Annotated in this window: 22 protein-coding genes and 1 riboswitch; of the genes, 13 read left to right on the top strand and 9 right to left on the bottom strand. The window is 55.1% G+C overall.

Annotated elements, in window-relative coordinates:
• Positions 1–16: 16 nt before the first annotated feature.
• The 3 genes from dcuC (at position 17) to SK3146_RS10150 (ending at position 2,919) form a co-directional block, all read left to right on the top strand.
• Positions 17–1,447: a C4-dicarboxylate transporter DcuC gene (gene dcuC, locus SK3146_RS10160; protein ID WP_249864964.1), complete on the top strand. Its 1,431-nt coding sequence runs from the start codon at positions 17–19 to the stop codon at positions 1,445–1,447.
• A gap of 128 nt (positions 1,448–1,575) precedes the next feature.
• Positions 1,576–1,812, top strand: a complete 237-nt coding sequence (locus tag SK3146_RS10155; RefSeq protein ID WP_249864963.1) for a hypothetical protein — start codon at positions 1,576–1,578, stop codon at positions 1,810–1,812.
• Between the two features lie 147 nt (positions 1,813–1,959).
• On the top strand, positions 1,960–2,919 hold the full coding sequence (locus tag SK3146_RS10150; RefSeq protein WP_249864962.1) for a hypothetical protein: 960 nt from the start codon (positions 1,960–1,962) through the stop codon (positions 2,917–2,919).
• A gap of 230 nt (positions 2,920–3,149) precedes the next feature.
• Here SK3146_RS10150 and ytvI read toward each other — a convergent pair whose 3' ends face one another.
• From ytvI to SK3146_RS10135, 3 genes are all read right to left on the bottom strand, one after another.
• Complete coding sequence (gene ytvI, locus SK3146_RS10145; RefSeq protein ID WP_249864961.1) at positions 3,150–4,238, bottom strand: sporulation integral membrane protein YtvI; 1,089 nt, start codon at positions 4,236–4,238, stop codon at positions 3,150–3,152.
• A gap of 23 nt (positions 4,239–4,261) precedes the next feature.
• Positions 4,262–4,624, bottom strand: a complete 363-nt coding sequence (locus SK3146_RS10140) for a winged helix-turn-helix transcriptional regulator (RefSeq protein ID WP_249864960.1) — start codon at positions 4,622–4,624, stop codon at positions 4,262–4,264.
• Between the two features lie 294 nt (positions 4,625–4,918).
• Positions 4,919–5,857: a LysR family transcriptional regulator gene (locus SK3146_RS10135; RefSeq protein ID WP_249864959.1), complete on the bottom strand. Its 939-nt coding sequence runs from the start codon at positions 5,855–5,857 to the stop codon at positions 4,919–4,921.
• Between the two features lie 137 nt (positions 5,858–5,994).
• Between SK3146_RS10135 and thrC the strand changes: the two genes are divergently transcribed.
• From thrC to SK3146_RS10120, 3 genes are all read left to right on the top strand, one after another.
• Positions 5,995–7,275 carry a threonine synthase gene (thrC, locus tag SK3146_RS10130; protein ID WP_249864958.1) on the top strand — a complete coding sequence of 427 codons (1,281 nt, stop codon included), beginning with the start codon at positions 5,995–5,997 and terminating at the stop codon, positions 7,273–7,275.
• A gap of 82 nt (positions 7,276–7,357) precedes the next feature.
• Positions 7,358–7,660, top strand: coding sequence for an iron-sulfur cluster assembly accessory protein (locus SK3146_RS10125; protein ID WP_249864957.1), 303 nt, complete (start codon positions 7,358–7,360; stop codon positions 7,658–7,660).
• Positions 7,661–7,696: 36 nt separating this feature from the next.
• Positions 7,697–7,930, top strand: coding sequence for a YuzB family protein (locus SK3146_RS10120; protein ID WP_249864956.1), 234 nt, complete (start codon positions 7,697–7,699; stop codon positions 7,928–7,930).
• A 183-nt stretch (positions 7,931–8,113) separates the two neighbouring features.
• Here SK3146_RS10120 and SK3146_RS10115 read toward each other — a convergent pair whose 3' ends face one another.
• Positions 8,114–8,917, bottom strand: coding sequence for a VOC family protein (locus tag SK3146_RS10115; RefSeq protein ID WP_249864955.1), 804 nt, complete (start codon positions 8,915–8,917; stop codon positions 8,114–8,116).
• Positions 8,918–9,141: 224 nt separating this feature from the next.
• On the opposite strand from SK3146_RS10115, the gene SK3146_RS10110 reads away from it, so the two are divergent.
• From SK3146_RS10110 to SK3146_RS10100, 3 genes are all read left to right on the top strand, one after another.
• Positions 9,142–10,629 carry an esterase-like activity of phytase family protein gene (locus tag SK3146_RS10110; RefSeq protein ID WP_249864954.1) on the top strand — a complete coding sequence of 496 codons (1,488 nt, stop codon included), beginning with the start codon at positions 9,142–9,144 and terminating at the stop codon, positions 10,627–10,629.
• A 425-nt stretch (positions 10,630–11,054) separates the two neighbouring features.
• A riboswitch (cyclic di-GMP riboswitch) is annotated at positions 11,055–11,145 on the top strand.
• Between the two features lie 104 nt (positions 11,146–11,249).
• A complete protein-coding gene (locus tag SK3146_RS10105) occupies positions 11,250–11,549 on the top strand; it encodes a hypothetical protein (RefSeq protein ID WP_249864953.1) in 300 nt (99 codons plus the stop codon).
• A 205-nt stretch (positions 11,550–11,754) separates the two neighbouring features.
• Complete coding sequence (locus tag SK3146_RS10100; RefSeq protein WP_249864952.1) at positions 11,755–12,567, top strand: DUF2935 domain-containing protein; 813 nt, start codon at positions 11,755–11,757, stop codon at positions 12,565–12,567.
• Positions 12,568–13,010: 443 nt separating this feature from the next.
• Here the strand turns inward: SK3146_RS10100 and SK3146_RS10095 are convergent, their stop codons facing one another.
• Positions 13,011–13,895 carry a LysR family transcriptional regulator gene (locus tag SK3146_RS10095; protein ID WP_249864951.1) on the bottom strand — a complete coding sequence of 295 codons (885 nt, stop codon included), beginning with the start codon at positions 13,893–13,895 and terminating at the stop codon, positions 13,011–13,013.
• Between the two features lie 186 nt (positions 13,896–14,081).
• Between SK3146_RS10095 and SK3146_RS10090 the strand changes: the two genes are divergently transcribed.
• Both SK3146_RS10090 and SK3146_RS10085 read left to right on the top strand, forming a co-directional pair.
• Positions 14,082–15,368, top strand: a complete 1,287-nt coding sequence (locus tag SK3146_RS10090) for an adenylosuccinate synthase (RefSeq protein ID WP_249864950.1) — start codon at positions 14,082–14,084, stop codon at positions 15,366–15,368.
• 776 nt (positions 15,369–16,144) lie between these two features.
• Positions 16,145–17,425, top strand: coding sequence for an IS110 family RNA-guided transposase (locus SK3146_RS10085; protein ID WP_249860577.1), 1,281 nt, complete (start codon positions 16,145–16,147; stop codon positions 17,423–17,425).
• A gap of 708 nt (positions 17,426–18,133) precedes the next feature.
• Here SK3146_RS10085 and SK3146_RS10080 read toward each other — a convergent pair.
• A complete protein-coding gene (locus SK3146_RS10080; RefSeq protein WP_249864949.1) occupies positions 18,134–19,303 on the bottom strand; it encodes a THUMP domain-containing class I SAM-dependent RNA methyltransferase in 1,170 nt (389 codons plus the stop codon).
• Positions 19,304–19,468: 165 nt separating this feature from the next.
• On the opposite strand from SK3146_RS10080, the gene SK3146_RS10075 reads away from it, so the two are divergent.
• A complete protein-coding gene (locus SK3146_RS10075; RefSeq protein ID WP_249864948.1) occupies positions 19,469–20,104 on the top strand; it encodes an O-methyltransferase in 636 nt (211 codons plus the stop codon).
• Between the two features lie 111 nt (positions 20,105–20,215).
• On the opposite strand, the gene SK3146_RS10070 is transcribed toward SK3146_RS10075, so the two are convergent.
• The 3 genes from SK3146_RS10070 to SK3146_RS10060 form a co-directional block, all read right to left on the bottom strand.
• On the bottom strand, positions 20,216–20,404 hold the full coding sequence (locus tag SK3146_RS10070) for a hypothetical protein (RefSeq protein WP_249864947.1): 189 nt from the start codon (positions 20,402–20,404) through the stop codon (positions 20,216–20,218).
• Between the two features lie 26 nt (positions 20,405–20,430).
• A complete protein-coding gene (locus SK3146_RS10065; RefSeq protein WP_249864946.1) occupies positions 20,431–21,654 on the bottom strand; it encodes an MFS transporter in 1,224 nt (407 codons plus the stop codon).
• Positions 21,655–21,798: 144 nt separating this feature from the next.
• On the bottom strand, positions 21,799–22,560 hold the full coding sequence (locus SK3146_RS10060) for a metallophosphoesterase family protein (protein ID WP_249864945.1): 762 nt from the start codon (positions 22,558–22,560) through the stop codon (positions 21,799–21,801).
• A gap of 433 nt (positions 22,561–22,993) precedes the next feature.
• Between SK3146_RS10060 and SK3146_RS10055 the strand changes: the two genes are divergently transcribed.
• The gene (locus SK3146_RS10055) at positions 22,994–24,442 is read left to right on the top strand and encodes a CapA family protein (protein WP_249864944.1); all 1,449 of its coding nucleotides are present in this window, start codon (positions 22,994–22,996) and stop codon (positions 24,440–24,442) included.
• Positions 24,443–24,610 lie beyond the last annotated feature (168 nt).

The raw sequence follows: 24,610 nt of genomic DNA, 5'->3' as shown, positions 1-24,610 counted from the left end.
CGGGAGGAAAACAACCATGTCCAATCTAGTTATGTATGCTTCTGCTATTATTGCCGTGCTCATCGTTATCGTAATGCTGATCAAAAAAATGGATATCAAAATTACGCTGTTTTTGATGGGCTCGATTCTTATTTTGCTCAGTATCTTTATGGGGCAAAAGATCGATTTGAAAGATTTTGCGACGACAGGCTCGGTATGGCTGGACCCGCTGCAGGTGATCGTCGTCCAGTTTAAGCAGACGCTGTCCGCCGCAGGCTTCATCGTTCTGCTGTTGGGCGGATACACGGCTTATATGTCCTCGATCGGCGCTAACGAAGTCACCGTCAGCGTCTTGTCGAAGCCGATCGCCAAAATCAAATCCGTCTATGTGCTCGTTCCGGTCGTATTTCTGATCGGAAACCTGTTGTCGCTCGTCATTCCGAGCGCTTCGAATCTCGCAATCATTTTGCTCGCTACGTTGTTCCCGATTTTGAGAAAAGCAGGCATGTCCGCTTTGACGGCAGGCGCGGTGATCGCGACTTCGGCGACGATCGTGCCGACTCCGCTCGGAAGCGACAATGTGGCGATCGCCCAGGAGCTGGCCAAGCATGCAGCGTTCGCCAATATTTCCGTGTCGGATTACGTGTTTAAATACCATGCCGTCGTTTCCATTCCTACGCTGCTGCTGATCGCGATCGTGCACTTTTTGTGGCAGAAGAGAATGGACAAGAAAGACAACCGGCAGGCGCAAGCCGGACAAGAACCCGAAGTTATCGAAACGGGCAAAGAAACTGTCGTCAGCGGAGGCGCTTTATATAAGACGGTTTACGCGATTTTGCCGGTCTTCCCGATCATTCTGCTGCTTGGCTCTTACGCCGTGCAGATGACGACGGGCAAATCGATCAATATTAGCGTCGAGGTGGCTACTCTCGTTTCATTAGTATTTGCCATTGTGTGCGAATTAATTAGACATCGGAGCGGCAAAAGCGTCCTGGAGAAGACGGAATCGTTCTTTAAAGGGATGGGCGGCGCTATTCCGATCGTCGCGCTGCTGGTAGCGGCTTCCGTGTTTGTAACCGGTTTAAAGTCGATCGGTCTGGTCGGAGAGCTTCAAGACTCCATGCAGCGTATTCAAGGTAACGGGCTGGACTTCATTCTGCCGCTGATTCTGGTCGCTTTGACCGCGCTGATCGTTATTTTGAGCGGAAGCGGCACCGCGCTTATTTTCGCCATGGTACCGTTGATCGTACCGCTCGCGGAAGCGGCGGGAATCAGTCCGATCGCCATCTCCGTACCGCTTGGGTTATCGGGCAATCTGTTCCGCGCGGTTTCGCCTGTAGCTGCGGTTACGCTAATCGTTGCCGGAACGATTAAGGTCGATCCGATCGCGATTGTCAAAAGAACCTCGGTTCCGATGATCGTCGGCGTCATCTTTATGTTCCTGCTATCCATGATCGTCTTTCTGTAAATTTTTGTAAATGAAAAAGCGGCTTCTCTCCGTTCGGAGGGCGGCTGCTTTTTGTTTTAACATAAAAATAACGTTATACTATAGGAAAAGGGTCTGCAAACCGCCTAGCCTCGAAGGAGGGATACCTGATGTGGAAACGGTTGTTATCGTTTCGTTACTGGGGTCATGTGTTTCGGCGCATCGGCCCGCTGCTCGCTTCTCCCAAGGTGCCTGTGCGGGAAAAGCTGCTGTTCGCCGTCCCCGTGCTGGTTTATTGGGTCATGCCGGACCTGATGCCTTGGATGCCGATAGACGACATTGCCGTTACGCTTTTCTTGATGAATATATTTACCGACCGGGCGGAGCGTAAATATTTGGCCCGTTGACGCCGAGAGGGCGCGAACCTTGAATGGTTTGCGCTCTGTTTTTGCTGCCTCCGCAAGATATTTCCGCCTACGCAGTGGATTCAGCTCCCTCAGAGGATAGATATAACATCAACCGTTTGGTAAAATATTGGGAATGGGGGCGATGAGATGTCGAGGGAAAAGAATGAAGCGGGGCGTGGAAATGATGAAATCGGAGGCGCTCTCCGCAAGCTTGAACGGGATGAGCTCGTCGAACTGCTATCCACAGGCAAGTCGGGTTCGGAGCTGAACACGCTATTGCTGGAAGTGTTTCGGGAGCGGAGTGCCAATAGATCGCCGGGTGAGCTTTTGCGTAGTTATAAAGAAAATCGGTTCGTGAAGCCGGCAGCTGTCGATCCCATCGCATTGAAGCAATTGGAACTAGAACTGCTTAGAATCGCGCAGAGCCATAAGTATACGCCAATTCAGCTGTCGCCTGTAGCTCCGCTCGGCTCGTGCTCGGTCGTTGCTCCGGCCGATCAGAACAAAATTATTTCAGCGCTGCGGGGAACGGAGGTTGTCGCGGACGTGACCAATCTAATCGCCCTTCATATTGCGGACGGCGTCAAGTCGGGCGACCTGCAAAATCATTCCGACCCGGTGCGTTTCTCCTCGACGCATCGGCATGTAAGGGCGCAGAAATTTCCGAATCTGCCTGGCATGCTGGCCCATTTCAGCCTTTATGCGATGGTTACTTCCGGGAAGGACATCGGCTCATACGGATTCGAGAAGCAGGCAATCTGGGAACATATTGCGGTGTACAGGCAGATTTTTCGGTCGCAGTATCAAGCAGAAATCGAAATAATCATTAATGCGCGAGGCGGGTACACCGACAGCGAAGGGCTACTTGAACGGATCATTCGGCACATCGGGGAGCAGGCGCCTGATCTGACGGTTAAAGTCAATGCAGCTTCTTCTGAAAATGCCTACTACAAAGGACTGCAGTTTACGATCAAAACAACGATTGGCGGACGCGAGTACAACATTGGCGATGGCGGATTTGTGGATTGGACTCAGCAGCTGCTCGAAAACAAAAAGGAACGCATGCTGATCAGTGCTATCGGACTCGACCGTCTGCTGATGCCCTAAGATACGATACTTCGTTAACCGCATTCGCGGCTATTTCTCACGTTCTCTCCCTGCTTAATGCTCCACCCTTATTTTTCCACGGAATCATAAAATCAAGGCTAATCTCCAAACGACAAAGGAGATGACAATAATGCCATCTCCCCGTCACAAATCTAGTACATATGTGGTCTTACGCTGATTCATTAGATGCGAAGGTTGAGTTATGTAATGATAAGATCCGCTTATTCGACTTACTCGCCTTCGGGCCAGTGAATCCACTGTTGCAGGTAGCCCTGCTCGTACAGCGCCTTGATCGTAATGATGAGAACCGGGGAGAGAATCAGCCCGGCCACGCCGAACAAGGACAACGAAATGATCATGAAAGACAGCATCGTGAACGCCGAGACGCCGAGCGAATCCCCCGTAATTTTGGGCTCCATAATCTGCCTCACCAGAATCACCACGATTAACAGCGCAGCCAGCCATATGGCGAGCACCGTCTGGCCTACGACGAACAAATAGATGATCCATGGAATGAACAAGGTCGAGACGCCGAGCAGCGGCAGCACATCGAATATGGCGGACAGCAGGGCGATAGAGAATGAATTTTTTACGCCCAGAATCATCAGCGCCACAAAAATGACGATGAACGTCAGGCTAATTAGCTTGGCCTGCGCTTTGACATAGCCGACGATGCCCTTCAGCACGTTGTCCTTCAGGAAAGTGAAGGCCGCCTTGAACGTTTTGGGGGTATGGTCCCGCGCCGCTTTTTTCCACGATTCGATCTCGATGCTGAGGAAGTAAGCCAGGATGATAGCGATGACGAAATTGACGACAAAGGTCGAGAAGCTGGTCAGCATCGTAAACATACCGGTCAGCAGCTGCCCCGCCCATGTGGTCAGCTTCTGCGTAATTTCCGTGGAATACTCGGTAATTTTCTGCACAACATCGTCGGGCAGCGCAGGCATCGTCTCCAGACGGTCGTGCAGAAACTGCGTTTTCAGCACGATTTGGTTTTGCAGTATGGCCGAATATTCGGGCAGCTTGTCCTTCAGGTTGAGCAGCTGGCTTGTGAAGATGACGCCGGCCCCTGTGATGACCCCGAGGATGACGAGAATAAAGACGATGGTGGAGATGGCCGAGGCTATGCTCTTGGCGAGTCCTTTGCTCCGCAGGAAGCGAGCCAGCGGCTCGATGATCCAATAAACGATAAACGCGAGAAAAATTGGCGTGGCGATGCCGTACAAATAGCTGAACAACAACATGAACAAATAAACGGTCAGCAGCAGCAGCGCAATGTCAAATACGGTTCTCCAATACTTCTGGTAAAACGCTATCATGCATACACCTCGTCAAGGGAAAATTAGGACCACTTGGCGGCCCAAAGTTTCATCGCTTTCAAAATCGGGTGAAGATCATGTCCCTTGGGCGTTAACGTATATTCTACGGTGACGGGTACGGTGGGGTAAGCGGTTCGCTCCAGCACGCCTTCTTCCTCCAGGTGGCGCAGCGTTTCGGTCAGCGATTTGGGACTGATCGATTTGATTCGCTTTTGCAGCTCGCCGAAGCGTTTGGTTCCGTCGAACAATTCCCGAAGGACGAGGAACGACCATTTGCCGCCTATTGCATCCAGCGTTTTTTCGATGGAGCATTCGATGTGAGTGGGTTGTTTAGGGATGTAGTTGCTCGAAACGGCCTTGTTGGCTTGGCTTTCAGGTACAGACATGACGAACCATCCTTTCCCTTACATATATTAATTACCATGAGGTAAGCAAGTATCCAAAGTGCATTAACGCGACGATGGCCCCGCTACTATCCCCCGTTATTATCCATAGTAATGAAGAAACTGTAAAATAGCAAGCTTCCTGCGGCGCAGGCTTCGCAGAGAAGCCTTCCGCGGGGTTCGACGACCGACCGCCGACCGCCGCGCAGCGCCGCAACGCGCGCCGAGCGCTGCGCATGGGGACGGTAGATGCAGGCTGGGCCTGCCGGAGAGCCGGCATTAGGGAGCTGACCTTAGCTACCCGGCGTTACCATCGTTACCATCGTTACCATCGTTACCGGCGTCCAGGCTTAGCATCTGCTCCTTGGCGAAGGCAAGGAACTGTCCGGCCGACGGAGACAGCTCTTCGCCGGAGCGGCGGCAGACCGCGATGGGGTTGGCAAGCCGAACCCCGTCGACCTGCACTCGCGCGACGGCGCCCTGCCGGATATATTCGCTTACTTCCAGCGCGGACAGGAGGTTCGCTCCGTAACCGGCCATCACGGCGCGGATCGTTTCATTCGGGCCGTTGAACTGGAGTCCGACGCGCGGGGGCGCGAGATTGTGAAGACGGCAAAGCGCCAGCAGCTTCTCCCGGGTCGAGCTGCCTTCCTCGCGGACGATGAACGGCTCCTTCATCATCTCGGCGAGGGAGACGAGGGCTCCGGCCAGCCGGTGTCCTGCGGGAACGACGAACCATAGCTCGTCCTCGAGCAGTTCCTCCCGCGTTACGCCCTCCGGCGCTTCCTTGCTGCCGCCGATCACGGCCAGATCGGCTTCGTAATGCAGCAGCTTCTCATAGGCGCTGCGCGAGTTCGCCGTCGTGAGCGTCAGTTCGATGCGCTCATGAAGCTGCTTGAAGGCGGCCATCCATCCCGGCAGCAAATGGTTAGCCGGGAGGTAGGTCGCCGCAATCCGCAGCTTGCCTTGGACGCCCTGCCGGTAATCGGCTATTCTGGCGTCCATTTCCTGCTCCAGCGCGAACAGCTTGGCGGCGCAGTCATGCAGCATCTCGCCGGCCTCGGTGAGCCGGATGCCCCTGCCCTGGGAGGCGAGCAGGGCTACGCCCAGCTCCTGCTCCAGATTGCGGATTTGCGCGGTGACGGCGGGCTGGCTAATATGCAGCGCTTCCGCAGCCCGCGTCACACTGCCCCGGCTGGCCGCCTCGTAAAAAAGCTTCAAGGCGTGCAAATTCATAGGATCGCCTCCTTGATTTCAATTCATAAATTAATTTTATATAAACTAAGATTACATATATTAGATTTATGCTTGAATCTCCTTTATTGTAATTCGTAAGCGATAGAAACTCAATTCGTATTGGAGGCTGGCTTACGATGACATTCGAATGTGTAGATTGCGGCAAAGTATTATCGTCGGAGCAGGTGAACAACCCGTTTTTATGTCCGTGCGGAGGGCTTCTGGACATGGCGCATGATTTCCGGGGCATGGACGCCGAACGGCTGAAGCAATTATTCGACCGCAGGCTGGCGGAGAGAATGACTCCTTATGCCGGCGGTGTATGGAGATATAAGGAGCTGATTGCTCCGGAGCTGCCGGAATCCTTTATCACGACGAAGTATGAGGGCAACACCGGCCTGTACGATTCGGCGCCGACGGCAGCCTATGCGGGAGTGCGCCGGCTGCTGCTCAAGGCGCAGAGCGAGAATCCGAGCGGCTCGTTCAAGGATAACGGCATGACCGTGGCCGTCTCGCACGGGCGCTCGCTCGGCTATACGAAATTTACGTGCACCTCCACCGGCAATACGTCCTCTTCGCTGGCGATGTATGCCGCGCTGGCCGGCTGCTCGTCCTACGTGCTGCTGCCGGACAGAGATATATCGATGAATAAGGTGCTGCAGACGCTGGCATACGGCGCGAGCCTGCTCTCTTTTCGCGGCACTTATGATGACGGTATCCGCTTCAGCGAAGAGCATAGCGAGGCGCTGGGGCTGTATGTGTGCAATTCGGTCAACCCGTTTCGGATCGAAGGGCAGAAAAGCATTATTTTCGAAACGGCGCACCAGCTCGGCTGGAAGCTGCCCGACTGGATCGTCCTGCCCGGCGGGGCGCTCAGCAACGCGACCGCGCTGGGTAAAGGCTTGCGAGAGCTGAAGCAGCTCGGCTTTATCGATAAGCTGCCGCGGGTGGCCGTCGTTCAGGCGGAAGGAGCGAGTCCCTTCCACCGGATGGTCGCCGCGGAGGCGGCCCAGCTTGTCGCGGAGCCGCAGCCTCGCACCAGAGCGAGCGCGCTGAACATCGGCAACCCGCCCAGCTGGAAAAAGGCGCTGCGCTATACGATCCGGCCGACCGGCGGCGTCACGGTCTCCGTCTCCGACCGGGAGATTATGGACGCCAAAGCTGTTATCGACCGCAGCGGCATCGGCTGCGAGCCTGCCTCCGCCGCATCGGTGGCGGGGCTGAAGAAGCTGGTCGGCGAGGGGACCGTCGGCGCCGACGAAACGGTCGTATGCCTGTTGACCGGCCATCTTCTCAAAGATACGGATGCGGTTCGTGAGTATCACCTGGATTCCGGGACGCGAGGGGCCTTTGCCAATGCTATCCATTCGGCGGAGCTTCAGCCGGAAGCGGTGCGCAAGCTGGTCTCGGAGTGCTGAAGAAAACCGCTTCAGCGGGTTGCTTTCCCGGACAGGTTTCTTTACAATAAGGAGAAAACCAACAGTGGGAGATGTCATATAGATGAACTGCAAAATTTCGCGCAACGCTGCAAAAATGCTTTTGGCTGAATTGGAGAAAGAAGAAAACAAGGATCTGAAGCTTCGCGTATACATTACGCACAGCCATGGCGACCACGCCCACTACGGGATGAGTCTCGATACGCCTACGGACAAGGATGAAGTAGTCAGCACGGACAAAAACATCGACGTCATTTTGCAAAAGGACGAGCCTCTGCTCGACGGCGTGCGCATCGATTATTTCTATACACCGGAAGAAGGCTTTGCGGTAACCAATCCTAGCAAGGGGAACCACGGCGACCACTAAGCGGCCTGCGGTTACGAAAGGATCTGGTTTTGGGCAATGGCTAACGATATACGCGTTTGCGATAAATGCAAGCATATGAAAATGAAAACCGCCGTATCGAAGCTTCAAAAGCTGGCCCCCGACGCCGACATTAAAGTGGGATGCAAATCCTACTGCGGGCCTTGTTCGCGGTTCGCCTTTATTTTTATTAACGGGCGTTATGTGACGGGAGCTACGGAGGACGAAGCGATCGAGAAGGCGAAGAAATACGTGAAGAAAGTATCCGGATAGGCCGCTGTGCTTGGAAGCTGAGGCGGAATGCCGCGGGCGGGCAGGAATCCCCGAGTCCCGTTGAGCAAGAGGCTGCACGCCATGCATAAAATGACCGGACATGTTAAGAAGCGTTTAGTCTGCGGACTAAACGCTTTTTTTGCGGGAACGGCAGGCTCCAGCGATCTAAAAATCCCAGGGGTTCTAACCCAATCTCGAATAAGGTAAATTTAAAAGCGCGGGGGCTTTATCGGGAAAATCGGTAAGGCCTAAGCAGAAGCTGTATTCGTTGAACTGAAAATGAAGCTGAGCATGTTCGTTGCTTTCATAGGGAATACCTTTTGCGGTTAAATTGGTTTTGACCTTTTCAATAAAATCGAGACTGCTGATCCCAAAGCTTACGTTCATCGCCGGCGGTAAAGCGGTCATGGCTATAGGAATCCATTTTCGCTGCTTCGAAGCAATAACCGCATGCGCCGTCCCCCCGATTGCAAAAGTAAAATTATCGTATACTTTGGCGAGACTGAAATTAAAAAGATCGACTAACAACGATCTAAAATCGGCCACACTATCCACCGGAAACCCGATCTCTCTGAGATACAATATTTTCAGCTCTCCGCTAGGAGGCAGTATTCCTTCCGTAATGTAATTATGAGCAATGATTTCCAATAAATTGCCGTCGCCATCTCGAAAGTAAACATTCAGCCCGGTTTCAAAATCGTCAATGATCCTGCCGTTCGGCCATTTTAGAAGGGTAACATTCCCCGTACGTTGCAGCCAGTCGACTACGTTGTTAAAGTCAGAGTAAGGGACCTCGAATGCAAAATGGGCCGGAGCCAACGGTTCTGCAGCCTCCTTAAAAGATAATGTAAAGTATTCGGCCGGTTGGAGAAGGATCTCATGGTCGGACTCGTAAACGACAGGGAAATGCAGCTGTTCGTGATAAAATTGTTTAACGCCTCGAATCGAAACTGTTTGTAATTGAAGCTGGGAGAAGTGAGTTATCATGGAAGGTGCACTCCTTTCCGGAATTAAATGGGTGAGATGATTGTATCCAACAAAATGATATAGGTCTAATATATGATATGTATCCTATTTATAGGTTATATCTATATATCAATCATTTCACAGGTTGCTTTACCATTTTTTAAAATTCCGATGACATTCCGCAAACGTTCCTCTCTTATGCTGAAAGAGGATACAGTCGTTATTTCACTGGGGGGAACGAATCGATGAAAAATAGGATGAAAAAAAGAAAATGGATGATCGCGACACTTGCGCTTTGCGCGTTGGCGGGCGCGTCGTCGGTTCAGGCGGCGCAGTCGCAGCTGGAGGCGCAAGCCGTGAAATTCAATGTGTTTTCGAACGGACAAGCCGTTTCGATGGATAAGGAGCCTGTCGTGATCGACGGCAGCACGTATGTGCCGCTGCGCGCGATCGGCGAGGCGCTCGGCAAGCAGGTGGAATGGAACGAATGGACTCAATCGATCCGTCTGAAAGACCAGCCGAAGGTTGCCGCAGTACATGAATGGAAAAATCCGCCCGAGCTGACAGGAAGCATCAAGGAAGGGGGATTCTCAGGATTGCTGCATATGCCCAGCGATCCGGAGGACGTCTTCTACACGATGGCAGACCGCGGGCCGAACGGCGAATTCGGCAAGGACAAGCTTCGCACCTTCCCGGACGACACGTACGTTCCGAGAATGTACAAGATCAAGGCGGCCAACGGCACGATCGAGGTGCTGGAGACGATCAAGCTGCATTTGCCCGACGGCAGGAAGGACGTATATACCGGTACATCCGATGTCACAGGCATGCCGAATTTACAAGAAGGCGACGAGGTGCCTTACGACGGTACGGGAACGAAGAAGCTGGGCTATGACCCGGACGGCTTGGACCTTGAAGGCATTGCCTACAGCCCGAGCGACGACACATTCTGGCTGTCCGACGAATACCGCCCTTCGATTTTGCAGGTGAAGCGAGACGGAACGATCTTGGGCCGTTATGTGCCGCAAGGAGCCAAGGACAAGCTGCTGGCTGCCGGAGCGCAGACGGATATTTATGATATTTTGCCTGCGGCGTACAACAACCGCATCGCCAACCGCGGCTTCGAGGGCGTGACGATTTCTCCGGACGGCCGGTATTTGTACACCTCGATTCAAAGCCCGATGGCCGTTCCCGATCAGAAAACCGGGGAAAAATCGCGCAACCTGCGTATTCTCAAAATGGATTTAAGCAGCAAAACGGTCGTCGGAGAATACTTGTATATTGCCGAGGACGCCTCGATGTTCCGGAATGTGAAGCAAAAAGATATTGTCATCAGCGACCTGTCGGCGCTGAGCCAAGATACGGTGCTGGTTGACGAGCGCGATAAAAACGCCGGCGACGAAGCGCAGCTGAAGCGAATTTATAAAGCGGACTTTTCCAAAGCGACGAATCTGTTAGGAACTGCCGACAGCGAGCAAGTGGAAGCGCTGAGCATCGAGCAGCTGAAGGCGAAGGGCATCGCGCCTGTGAGCAAGGAATTGGTCGTAGATGTAGCCAAGCTCGGTTATCCGCATGAGAAGCTGGAAGGACTCGCTGTCGTCAACGAACATACGATCGCGGTTGTCAACGACAATGATTTCGGCGTGGACGGCTACGACGAGCAAGGCCAGCTGCAGGTCAATCAGAATCCGACGCAAATGTATGTTATCACGGTGAACGAGGAATTAAAGTAAAACGGCTAATCGCCGAAATCTCCTTGCCAGTAGGCAGGGAGTTTTTTTTGCCGTAGAACAAGTCTTTGACGATATTAACTGCCGCCGAACGGAGCGCGGACATCTGGTAGACAGTGTCCGATATACATTATCTCCCATACTGTAGAAGTCTGTCCGAAGGAGTACGTGGTTCATCGGACAGACTCCTAGGTCCATTGTCCGCGAGATATCCTGCTTGCGGATTATGACGGCAGCCGCCGTTTGCGACCGGAGCCTATGTTGCGTTTGCGGGAAAATAGTTTGATCGTCGCGGCATTACGAGCCAGAAATGAGTCTAAAGTCCATGTAGACAGGCGAAAAATAGTCAATTAGCAACATGCATTCCGCTATGCGTATCTTATATGCTATTGTTGTCGTATTTTGTTACACGAATTGACAAATTTCGAACTCGATAATGGCAAAGCAGGCGAAAGCCTGTGACGCAAAGCTATAGGGGCTATCGAACGGATCGGTCCGTTCTGCCAGCCAGCTGCCGAAGGATCGGTGATACGCATATGCAGCGGACTCCCGCCGAGGCTAAGAGGAGTCTTTTCGATGTTTGTGGGATACGTCATTCAAGTAATGCGGAGGGTTGAAAGACGATGTCTAACGAAGAGCGGGAGTTTATGACGAAGGAAGGTTTTTTTACGGTTATCGAAGGGAAGATGATCGGCGTTTATTTATCGAGCGAAGGCCCGAAAATGTTTATGAATCAGGAAGTGTTCGACCTGCGTTACCCATGTTGGGACGTGGAGATGGTCATGGGGAAAAACAGCCATTTGCTGAGCTTTTACTGGTACGGCGAAGTGAAGTTCTCGTTTCGCTGCGGCTTTGTCAATGATTTGTTCTTGAGCCTGTACGATTATTTGAGCTGTAGATTGGAAACGAGAAGACTGGCTTAAGCGGCGGGCAATCGAGCCGGGAGCCGGGTGCGGCGACAATGAGGGATGGGCTGCGGAGCGTTTTTTTTGCCCGTACGTGACACCAAGCGGGAGGCGTAAGCATACTATGCTTATCAAGAACGACCTGGGCATTCGCCCAGCGTTGCCACCATTGCTGCGAAGGCGGGCTCGGAAGGAGCGAAGCCGCCTGAAGGAGGAAAGCTCCGTGGAACCATCTGCTTACGTATCGTCCGCTTCATTCGAGCATCCGTTCTGGCTGCAGGTTTGCGGCGATCACGCCCGCTTTATCAGAGATGCGCTCGCTCCTTCTGAAGAAGAAGAGATCGGCCGGGCCGTTTGTTTCATCCGCACGTTCGACGCGTTGCTTAACGATTCGCGACGTCCGCTGAACGGAGCTTCGTGGGTTCAGCTGAGCGAGGCGGCTTTCCGGCGGGTGCAGGAGCTGCGGGCCTTTAAGCTGCATCTGCTGGAGCGGTCGCTTGACGGCCGCGTGGTCATTTCGCTTCCGCCTACGTTCATAAATCATATGGTTAACGAGGCGGAGGAATATATCCGGGTGCTCGCCTTTCTGAGAATCGGGGAGCCGGCCCCGGTGTTTGACGAAATCCATCATCACTTGGTATGGCTTGCCGATGCGGCGGGCCATGCCGGCTCCATAGCGGCCGACCTGGATATGACGGAACGGCGTCTGCTCGAGCTGAGCCGCACGTTCGAAACGCATTTCACGGACTTTTATTTGAAGGCGATCGAAGTTGCGGGATACATGCGGACCAGGCTGAAGCAGTTCCCGGCCCTGGCGCGCTTCCAGAAGGAAGTGGAGCTGGAGATGGCGCTGTTCCGGGAGTTTCTGAGGGAGCTGGAGGAGCTGGCGCTCTCGAAGGAAGTGCTGGGAACGCTCAGCCCCTTGATGCCCGACCATATGGCGCGGGAAGAATGCTACTATCTGATTAAGCTGGCGAGCCTCTCTAATACCCGCCCGCCGAATTGCGATCCGGCGAAGCCCAGGGTGGAAGGCTAGAGCTTGTCAGCTCTGACGCAGCTGCGCCGTCAACCGCCGCCGGATATTTGCGGGGACTGCGGCTGATTACAAACGAATAAGCGTGCTTTGCTGCATATGGGATGCGGCAGGGGACGCTTTTTTTGTTTAGGAAATGATGCGCAGCAATATCCTGTGGAAATCCGGGGTCTCCCCCGAAAGTAAAGTCTACCCATAGAACGATCCCAGAGGAAGGGTTAGACACCGATCCAGCTTAGGCTGGATGCGGACGGAATAAGCTTCAGAGCTTCACGTCACTTTTGGGGGATTTGTTCATGCTGCGCTCTGTCCCAGTGCGGGCAAAGCGGCAGGGCGCAGCATGAAGCGATTCCTGCTAACGGGCGCCGTGGCCCAAGCGCATGAGGGCGGATTAGCGCAGATGCCGACGCGAGAGGAGGGGCAACGGCAAACAGTTGGAGCCGCTGCTAGGACTGAAGGCACAGCTCCAGCATCGTCTGCGCCGCGAAAGACAGCGGAACGTCCTTCAAAGTGACGATGCCGATATGACGAGGCGGTATAGCCGGCTCCAACCGCAGCTCGAACAGCTCTCCGGAAGCCAGCTCCTCGGCGGCGAACTGCCCGGTGACGCAGGAGATGCCGAGCCCGGTCTTGGCGAATTGGATAAGCAGATCGAGACTGCCCAGCTCGAATTCCGGGGTAATGCGAACCTGATGAGCCTGAAAATAGCGGTCCGCATATTTGCGCATGCTGCTGTCTCTCTCCAGCAAGATGATCGGGTAGGCCGCCAGCTCCGCCGGGGTCATCGTTTGCCCCTGCAAATGGCTGTATCTGGCCCCGGCGACAAAAATATCGTGGAGCGGCTTCCACCGGCGGATGCTGAGCTGCGCGTCGTCGACGGGAAGATTGACGATGCCGAAATCGATGGCGCCTTCCTTAAGCAGCTTGATCGTCTCCTGCGAGGTGCGGTTCGTGACATGCAGCTTCACGTCCGGGTACTCCTTGTGAAACGCTTCCAGATAAGGCAGCAGCACATGCTTGCACAGCGTATCGTTAGCTCCGATATGAACGACCCCGCTCAGCATCTGATGCATTTCGGTCAGTCTGTGCTCCGCCTCTGCGATCAGCTGGAACGCTTGCCCGATGTAACGGAGCAGCACTTCCCCTTCGACGGTTAGCTTCGCGCCCCGCGAAGTGCGAAAAAACAACGGCCCGCCAAGCTTCTCCTCGAGCTGTCTGATCGAATGGCTGACGGCGGGCTGCGTAATGAACAGCGCTTCCGCCGCCCGGGAGAAGCTTCCCGCCTTCGCGACCGCCAGGAACACGCGGTATAAATCGAGGTTATAATCCATGCTATAATCTCCAGTTATATTAGATATACATATTATTCATTATATTTATATCTTATCACAGAATATAATGACAAGGTAAGTTCATTCGGCTGCCGAAACGCGTTTGTACGACGGACGGAGTATGTACGCCGGTCCTCGTTCATGTTCGGATAGCCTTTAATCATCCGGAATAAGGGAGCGATGCATGTGAAAGGTTCGGTTACGGCTGTAGTAGGGGCCAATTGGGGAGATGAAGGAAAAGGCAAGGTTACGGATTTGCTGGCTGCGCAGGCGGATGTCGTCGTGCGGTTTCAAGGGGGGAACAACGCGGGGCATACGATTATTAACGATTACGGCAAATTCGTGCTGCATATGCTGCCGTCCGGCGTATTTCACCGCCGGATCGTCAATGTCATCGGACCGGGAACGGCGCTGAATGTCCGCGGACTGCTGGAGGAATACGAGAAATTGCAGGCGCGGAACGTGCCGGAGCCGATCCTGCGCATCTCGGAGCGCAGTCAAGTGGTGCTGCCTTATCATGAGCTGTTCGACTCGCTCGAGGAAGAGCGGCTCGGCAGCCGGCAGTTCGGATCGACCCGGTCCGGGATCGCGCCGTTTTATGCGGATAAATATTTGAAGATCGGCATTCAGGTCGCCGATTTGTACGACCGCTCTACGCTTCTGGCGAAGCTTGGCCATGCCCTGGAGAGCAAAAATGTGCTGCTGGAGCATCTGTACGGGCAAGAGCCGCTGCAAGCCGAACCGCTGGCCGAGCGGCTGCTGCAGGACGGGGAGGCGATACGCCCGCTCGTTTGCGATACGACGGAGCTGCTGCATGAGGCGCTGCAGGAAGGGAAGACGATTTTGGTCGAAGGCCAGCTGGGCGCGCTGCGGGACCCGGATCACGGCATTTATCCGTACTCGACCTCCTCGTCTACGCTCGCCGGATACGCCGCCGTCGGAGCGGGAGTTCCGCCTCATGCCATCCGGCGCATTATTGCCGTAGCCAAGGCGTACTCCAGCTGCGTCGGAGCCGGGCCGTTCGTTACCGAGCTGCACGGGCCGGAAGGAGACGAGCTGCGCCGGCGGGGAGGAGACGGGGGCGAGTTCGGCTCCAAGACCGGGCGACCGCGCCGGGTCGGCTGGTTCGACGCCGTCGCCACGAGGTACGGCTGCATGGCGCAGGGAGCTACCGAGGTCACTTTGTCGCTGCTTGACGTGCTCGGGTATTTGGACCGCATTCCGGTATGCACCGCCTATGAGGTGGACGGCCAGAGGACGGAGCGGTTTCCCGCCGGGGCGCTTCTGGAGAAGGCCGTGCCCGTATACGAGTATTTGCCCGGCTGGAAATGCGATATTACCGGCATTACGGATTACGATAAGCTGCCGGAGCCTGCGAAGCGTTACGTCGATTTCCTGGAGCGGCGAATCGGCGTGCCGATCCGGTCGATCTCTACCGGCCCGCGCCGGGAGCATTTTATCGAGCGGCGATAGAATGGCGGTGATAAACGAGCGGTGGGGCCATTTGAATCTGGAAAAGCGATAGCGTTCGCCTTTACTGACGGATTTTCTCCATAGAAAAAGGGAAATAACCATCCCCAAAATCCGGTTTCAACAGCGATGGGAAGATCAAATGGGCGCCGCGGCGGATTTTTTACCACCTTTTTTGGAGTCTGTCCGATGAACGACGTAGAAGGTATATATATGCAAAATGACAGCAATGATGCAGCGCTAGCGGAGAAATATGCAGTCATTATTCATTCAGTATGCACAAATGTAACTTCATCGGACAGACTCTTAGAAGCCCGGTGAAAAAGTGAGCGAAGCAAGCGAGAGCAATCTGTAGAAGCGAAGCGTTCGCCTTTGTTCGCGGATTTTCCTCGTTTTCACGGGCTTACCTATTCAAGAAATCCGGGACGGGCAGCGATCGAAGAGGCTTTCGCATGCGCAGTGGGCGTTTCTCACCGCACTTTTAGAAGCGTGGCGACAAAGCAGACTTCGCTAAGCGAGAGCCATCTGGAGAAGCGAAGCGTGCGCCTTTGTTCGCGGATTTCCCCCGTTTTCACGGGCCTACCTATTCAAAAAATCCGGGACGGGCAGCGATCGAAGAGGCTTTCGCATGCGCAGTGGGCGACCCCTTCAGTGGCGCCGTACACCCGCAAACATTCCTGTAGAGGCTAATATTTGGCCTTGGACAAAAACAGGGACGCCTCGTATGATGGGGGTGTCACGGGTCAAGGCCCTAAAAACCCATCAGGAGGCGTCTTATTATGAAGTTTAACCGAAATGCCACTATAAATCAACGAATCGACCGTATAACCCCACACCATGCGGTGGTGGGAGTCGACATCGCGAAAGATAGCCACGTAGCCCAATTGACGGATTTTCGCGGTCGCTCTCTGACTTCACGTCACCTGTCGTTTCCCAACTCACGGGAGGGGTTTAAACGATTTCTCCGGTGGATTCAAGAAGCACAAGCTAAACACGGCTTGTCTTCGCTTCTCGTCGGCATGGAGCCCACGGGGCACTATTGGTTCAATCTTGCCAACTGGCTGCTCGAGCAGAGCGTTGACGTCGTGCTGGTCAACCCCGTCACGACGCACCGCAACAAGGAAAATCGGGACAACAGTCCTTCCAAAAACGATCCAAAAGATGCACTCACCATTGCTGATGTGGTGAGCCGGGGCTTCTACACGGACTACCTTCCCCGAGGGACTGCCTTTGAACGGATCAAAACCATCATGAGCGACCGCGAGTTCTGGTCGAAGGATGCCACACGTTTAGGTAACCGCATCGTCCGGTGGATCGATTTGTACTTCCCTGAGTTCAGACTGGTATTCAAAGATTGGACCGTCCCTCGTGCGCTGGCGACGCTCGGCGCGTTTGCGCTACCTGGTGACCTTCAAGGGCTAACGGTAGAGCAGGTCATTGCAGGCTGGAAAGAACAAGGCATGAAACGGGCCTCAGGCGTTAGCGGGAGAGCGAAGGCGCTGGAGCTGTTATCTTTGGCCGCACGCAGCATCGGTGACAAGCGAGTGCCGGAAGAAGCGCGTCGAGATATCAAGCGGTTGTTGGATGCGTATAAACAGTCCCTTCAGAGACTCGATGAAATCCAGCGGGAAATAGAGGCCCTCGTGGGTGACATGCCGTTGGCGCAGCAATTGCAAAGTATTCGCGGGCTGGGGACGATTACCCTTGCAGCCCTCCTGGGTTGTGCAGGCGACCTTCGCTTGTACTCGCATGGTCGGCAGTTGCTCAGGCGGGCCGGTCTGAATCTGGCAGAGTGCACCTCCGGCAAGTTCAAAGGACAAATCAAGCTTTCCAAGCGCGGAGACAGCATGCTGCGTAAATATTTGTTCCTGGGCGTGCTCAATCTCGTTCGATACAATGAAGATTTCAAGCGATGGCATGAACACAACGTAGCGAAGGGGATGAAGAAGCAGGCATCAATCTTTAAGTTAATTGGAAAATGGGCACGCATCACGATCGGTATGGTTCAAAGAGGAGAAGAATACCGTTCCGCACACGAAGCGGCCATCCCTGCAGCCTAAAGTCTCCTAGCAGAAACGAGTATTGACTCATTTGCAGGATTTCAAATCATGGATGCACAGTGAACCGAATTCTGTGTCCGTCAGGGCAATGACCCGTCAAGTAAACGCTATCGGTCTCCACACCTTTGGACAGGTGTAACGAAGGAATGTAAGGGCGAAGACCCGTTGAGTCATGGGAGGGTGAACCTCCAGAGGCAAAGTGGAGTAGTGCACAATAGGGTAAAACTGGAAGCGTTATGAACGCTGCCTCTGTTCCTGCATGCCTATTAGCCAATGAGATGGGCCAGAATCCCTACATTCCAAACTTCACCGACATCCAATACAATAGAAATCCTGCGAATGAGTGAGCATTCGTGAGATTATCCCCTAATTACGAGGGACGGACACAGCGGCCGCTATATCAACCCTATCGGCCATGTTGGATTTCTAACGGACACAGATGCAGCTATTGGTTGGCAAAGCCTCCATAGAAAGCGATTCGGAGCTAAGTAAGCGCAATGGCGTCCGTTACGTTTAAAAAGCGTCTGTATGCGACGACTTTAGCTCCCCTGTGTCCGTTACACTTAGAAGCTATTCGATGCCCGGTTCCGGGGCTACACCTCCTGTACTGTAGCTCCCTTCCAGGCCGTTCGAGCCGCGTACCGATTCCTGAGAAGGGACGGGCGGGCGGAAATCAGGAAATAAAATATAAGGCAAAAGCCCCGGACTTTACGTTCCGGGGTTGTCTTGTTTCTCTTTGCGCCAGCCGTACAGTCCGCCGGATGCAAAGTATTGATAGAGATGGCATTCGATCCGGCCGTTGAACAGCTTGCGCTTTTTGCTGGCCGTCCGGCCCATGTAATGCTCGATCTGTTTGTTCGGATTGAGGATGAAGAACGACCATGTCGGCAGCTGCGACGCCATGCCGCCGAGCTGGCGGATTACCTTCTCGACCTCGCCGCGGTCACCGAGCCGCTCGCCGTACGGCGGATTGGTGATCACGCAGCCGTAGTCGCCGCGAGGCTGCGCCTTCGCCACCGGCAGCACCTTCAGGCTCAGCTCCTTCGCGAGCCCTGCCGCCTTGGCGGCGGCCAAAGCCACATCGATCGCCGCGCTATCGATGTCCGAGCCCGCGATCTCCAGCGGGATATCGTCCCGCACGAGATCGTAGGCTTCCTCCCGCGCCTCGGACCACAGGTCCTCGGGCACGACGGGCCATGCCTCGGCGGCGAAGCTGCGCCGCAGCCCCGGCGCCAGGTTCCACCCGATCATCGCCGCCTCGATCGGGATCGTCCCCGACCCGCAGAACGGGTCGTAGAGCGGGCGCTCCGGCTGCCAGCGGCTCAGCAGCACGAGCGCCGCCGCCATCGTCTCCTTCAGCGGCGCTTCGGTGACGAGCTTGCGGTAGCCGCGCTTATGCAGCCCGGCGCCTGTCGTGTCGAGCGTGAGCGTAGCGACATCGTTCAGCAGCGCAATCTCGATCACGTATCTGGGTCCGGTCTCGCCGAACCATTCCGTATGATAGCGCTGCTTCATGCTCTCTACGATCGCCTTCTTAACGATTCCTTGGCAGGCGGGCACGCTCGACAGCTGCGATTTATGGGAGCGGCCTTCGACAGGGAACTCGGCATGCTCCGGAATCCAGTCCGGCCACGGCAGCGCTTTGGTCCCTTCGAACAGCTCGTCGAAGGTACGGGCCTCGAATTGGCCCATCACTACCAAAACCCGGTCGGCCGTACGCAGCCACAGGTTTGCCCGGGCGATAGCCAGCTCGTCTGCGATAAAATGGACGCGGCCGTTCTCGACCGTCACCCGGTCATAACCCAGATCGCGGACTTCGCGGGCTACGACGGCCTCCAGCCCCATCGGGGCGGTGGCGATTAAATGAATCTCTGACATGAACTTCACTCCGTATTCTTAAGCCGGCGCCCGGTTTGCGGACGCCGGAAATATAATCGTTAGCGACGGCTGTTCTTGAAGTTGAACTCGCTTTGGAAAAGCCATACAATAGTCTAGTATAGGATAAACGATGCGTTTATACAATGAGGCGGGAGGAAATGGATCATGGCGCAGCTTAGTGCGGAGGAATACGTCGAGTCGCTGCTCGAAGCGGACGAGCAATTGGATAAGGTGGCCGAAACGATCCGGGCCGAAGGCATGCCGGAAATTTCGATCGCCAGAGGGTACGGCAAGCTGCTGACGCTGCTTGTGCAGATGACCGGAGCCGAGCGGATTCTGGAGATCGGCGCGCTGGGAGGATACAGCGGCATTTGTCTGGCCCGCGGTCTCGGAGAGCGGGGCAAGCTGGTCTCGCTGGAGCTTAAGCAGCAATATGCGGAGGTCGCCCGGCGGAATTTGACCGCAGCAGGTTTGGGCGATAAGGTGGAATACCGGACCGGCGAAGCGCTGGACAGCCTACGGCGGCTGGAAGAAGAAGGATACCGGTTCGACCTGTATTTCATCGACGCCGATAAAGGCAATTATCCGAACTATCTCGAATGGGCGATCAAGCTGGCCAATCCGGGAGCGGTCATTGTAGGAGACAATACGCTGCTGCACGGCGACAGCATGAATCCGGAGGCGAAGGGAAACCGCGTAGTCAAGATGCGCGAATTCAACGAGCGGATGGTGCGCGACCCGCGGCTGGAAGGCGTCATCCTGCCTGCGTACGACGGGCTGGCAATCGCCCGGGTCCGTTAAACGGCGTCGCAAACGAAAAAGCCGCCGAAGCTTTGCTTCTTGCCATCGGGAAGAAGTCGGGCTTCGGCGGTTTTTTTGGCGCGTTTTTCCATAAAATTGAATTCATAATCGTTAAGACGCTTTCTTGACCGCTTCGGCGGGATCGACGGCCGCTTTCTGAGGTGCTTCCGTGTCGCGGTTAGTTTGATGATGGTACACGACTTGCCCGTTTTGCTCGATGCTGTCGAGCTGGGCCCAATACCATATCATCAGCTCTGCGCAGACGATAATTAACAGAACCTTTTTCACGTTCACTTTCATCCAAGCACCTCCGAAATAAAAATCGTCTATCCGGTCCCGCCCGCGTTTTCCTCTGTGCCTGAACGGCCGGGAAACAACGCTTTGCGTACCCAGATCGCATTGGCGAACAGAAACACGGCCGCCATAATAAACAAACCTTGAATGTGAATCCAGCCGGACAGGACGCCCCCGACGATCGGCCCGAGCATGTTGCCGAGACTGGTGGCGCTCGTATTGAAGCTGTAGGCTCGGCTTTCCATTCCTTTAGGAGCGAACTTGCTGATTAGAGTTTGTACGGAAGGGAGCATTCCTCCCATAAAGACGCCCAGCATGAAGCGGGCGGCAAACAGCTGCCATATGTTCGTAACCAGCGCTTGCGGCACGAAGGAGACGGCGGCGCCGACCAGGCAAATCGCCAATATTTTGACCGAACCGATCCGGTCGCTCAATCGGCCGAGCAGCGGGGAGGCGATCATGTTCGAGAAGCCGGTGATCGAGCTGACCAGGCCTGCATAGAAGGCGAGCATCGACCCGTTGCCGTGGAGCTCTTGTACAAAGAGCGGGACCAGCGTCATCGAACTCAGCATTGAAAACTGAATGACGAACGTTACGGCGTACAGCGCGGGCAGCTGCTTTGTCTTTTTTAATTCCTTGAAGCCTTCCATAGTGGAAATGGCAGGCTTTTTTTTGGCCGCCGCGGCGTCGAAGTTCTCTTTGATCAGAAAGAGCGCCAAGAGCGAAGCGCAGAACAGCAGAGGGCCGGTAATGTAGAAGATCGGCCGGAAGCCGACCCACTCCGCCAACAAGCCGCCGATGAACGGCCCGAGGATCGAGCCCGCCACCCCGCCGGATTGGAGCGTGCCGAGCGCAAAGCCGATCCGCTCCTTCGGCGTATTCGTGGACATCAGGGCGACGGCGGCCGGCATGAAACCGGAAATGACGCCGTTCACGATGCGCAGCGCGAGCAGCTGCCACGGGCTCGTCGCAAAGCCCATCAGCGTCATGACGATCGCCATGCCGAAGCCGGAGCGCAGCAGCATGACTTTGCGGCCGTAGCGATCGGATAATCCGCCCCAAAGCGGTTGAAACAAAAACGAGGTGACGAAGTTGCCGGCGAAAATAATGCCCGACCACATCGCTACCTGATGGGCGTCATGCACGCCCAAATCTTGTATGTACAGCGGCAAAAAAGGCGTGATCATCGTCATGCCGCTCATTACAAGAAACTGTCCGATCCAAAGCACGATCAAGTTGATTTTCCATCTGGCCACAAGGGTTCTCCTCTTTTCCTGCTGTGTATGGGCTGCGTTGGAGCAGAAACGAATCTCGCATGTGAGCGTTCTCTTTATTGTATCATAGGCAGGAGAAAACCTCACATTTTAGGATTATGTAAACCGGATAGTGATAGTGACCGGCTACATTTCCACGCCGTGCTTCATTTCGTAGCGAAACCGCTCGATTCCCGGCATTCCCGTCTCTTCGGCGATCGCTATCGCCTTGTCGATATCGTACGGCACCCTCACCGTTTGAATGGAGTAAGGCCCTGCGGCTGCGGATTCGGGAATCCCTTCGACAATCGTATAGCAAGCCGCCGGAATCCCGTCGTAGGGAGCTCCGACACTGCCCGTATTGAACACGATAAGCCCTTTTTTTTGTTTCGTCTTGATCGTTTGCAAATAAGGAATATGGATATCCCCATAGCCGACGATATCCGGAATGCGGTCCGGCTCCGAATCCGAACCAAGCGGCATACCCGTCATGGCCGTATGCTGAAACAGCGCCAGCTTATCCTTTTTGGGCGCTTTGCGGGGGACACGATGATCGACGCTTAGCGCGGACGCGTGGAATAGGCGGAGCCATTTGCCGCTAAGCTGCAGATCGATGCAGTAGGGCAGGCTGCGCAAATAATCGAGCCGCTCCGCTCCGAGCTTCTCCTGCTGCCAGATGCCGGCGGCTTTGTCCTGCGGGCGATTGATGCCGAGATCCCAGTTGCCCTGCACGGTCTGCTCGCATATTTCGCGGACCCGGTCTACCGTTTCGGCGGGTTGAGGACCTTTGCCGACCAGATCACCGAGGCATAAGATACGTTTGATCCGCCGTCTGCGGATGTCCTTCACGACGGCTTCGAGCGCGGGCAAATTGCCGTGAATATCCGAGATGACCGCTATTTTTTCCATCGGTAAGCACTCCTATTCTGTCTCGACTTGCGAGCTTGAAAGCTCTCCATCTTTCCATTATAAGGATTTTTGCGCCAAAGAGACACCCTGCTGCGGTAAAAAACAGCTTTCCCTTGTTGTTTGCTCCTTGTGCCGGGGAGTGCGCACGGCGGGGGCCATATTCCCGTTTTTGCACAGGCCGGACATTTCTTATAAACCAAGGCTCGTACTTTCGTTCGATGACCGGGGCAGCAATATTTGGTATAATGTCTAGAAGCTATTTTGCTTCGAATCAATTTTAGGCAAGCTTTAAGCCGGGAGATCCATGCCGGCGACGGTGGAAAACCGCTGGATCGCATTGGTTACAAAGGGGTAGATCATCATAGAAACGCGTTCGCAAAAGCATCGGGATGAAGACAAAAACAATAAGAAAACTTGGATTACGCTGGCCATTTTGGCCGTTATTACTCTCGTTTCCTTCAGTTATTTAATGAACTGGCTATCCCGCGACGATTTGCCTGAGGGGGCGGCTCCCCCCGTTCAGCAGCAGCCCTCGGGAACAAGCTCCGCACCTTCTCCGGCCGCGACGAACGTTCAAGAAGGCGGTCAGCCGCCGACGGAGGCGGTACAGCCCGACGCGTCCAAGCAGGAGTCCGAGATCAAATCCGGCGTCAAGCTGACGTTTATCGGCGATGTGATGTTCGCCGGCAAGGTCGAGGATTTGCTCAAGAAGAACGGCTGGGATTATCCGTTCCGTTATGTGAAGGACTTCTTGACCCCGGCCGATATTACCGTAGCGAATTTGGAGACGCCGCTGACCGAGAGAGGCACCGCCGAGTCCAAGGATTACGTGTACCGTTCTTCGCCCCAGGCGCTGCCCGTGATGCAAGCCGCAGGCATCGATCTGGTCAACACGGCGAACAATCATATTATGGATTACGGCCCCGAAGGGCTGCTCGATACGCTGGACGAATTGGACAAGGCTGGCATGAAGCGCGTCGGCACGGGCCGCAACAGCGATGAGGCGTATCAATCCGTCATCATGGAGCGCAGCGGCATTAAGATCGCTTTTCTCGGCTTCAGCCGGGTAGCGGAGAACGCCGATTGGTATGCGGGCAATGACAAACCGGGCGTGGCCGAGACGTACAACGCCAAGCTGCCGCTCGAGGCGGTTGCAAAAGCGCGCGAGCAGGCCGATCTTGTCGTTGTCATTGCGCATTGGGGAATCGAACGCAAGGACCGCCCGGTTAAGGAGCAGACCGATCTTGCCCACAAGTATATCGACGCGGGTGCGGATCTTGTGATCGGGGGCCATCCGCATGTGCTTCAGGGCTTCGAACGGTATAAGGGCAAATGGATTGCCTATAGTCTGGGCAATTTCATCTTCACCACCAACGAAGTTCCCGAGACATGGGAGAGCATGGTGCTCGATGCGGAATGCACGAAGGAAGGAAGCTGCAGCCTGCAAATGGTGCCGATCTTGACCAAATGGGCGCAGCCTGTACGGATGACGGATGAGGACGGCGCCAATCTGTTCGAGAGAATGGGGCGCATCTCGATCAATGCCAGCGTCGATAAAGATGGCGTCGTCACGGAAGCGGAGCCCGTCAAGCCAGCGCCGACCCCGACGCCCGCGGCGAAGAAACAGACGGAGCCGAAGAAAGAATCCGGCGGCTCGCCGTCCTCAGGCATTACGGCGGGAAGCGGAGGCTCCGCCAAACCGCAGCAGACGGACAAGCCGAAGGTTTCGCCGAAGCCGTCGACGAAACCGTCTCCGACGCCGACTCCATCGACCAAGCCGACGCCGAAGCCGTCATCCAAACCGGCTGCCAAGCCCACACCGACGCCGACGGCCAAATCGTCGCCTAAGCCTTCGCCGACCCCGGCGAAGGACGGCGACTGACGGCGGCGGCCCGGCCGGCCGACCGCTTGGCAAACTCCGCCCGCGTGGCGGCACATATAGCGAGGAGCCCGGGAAGCGCCCCGGGCTCCTTTCTTTTGTTGGAAGTACGTGCTCTATAGGCCGATGCGGTTAGGCCAAGGCGGCGGCTGACCCGTTATTCTCCAGGCG

The sequence above is a fragment of the Paenibacillus konkukensis genome, from assembly GCF_023523925.1.
GTDB classification, from domain to species: domain Bacteria; phylum Bacillota; class Bacilli; order Paenibacillales; family NBRC-103111; genus Paenibacillus_S; species Paenibacillus_S doosanensis.
Note: the sequence above shows the minus strand (reverse complement) of the source record. Positions and strands in the feature narration are given on the sequence as shown.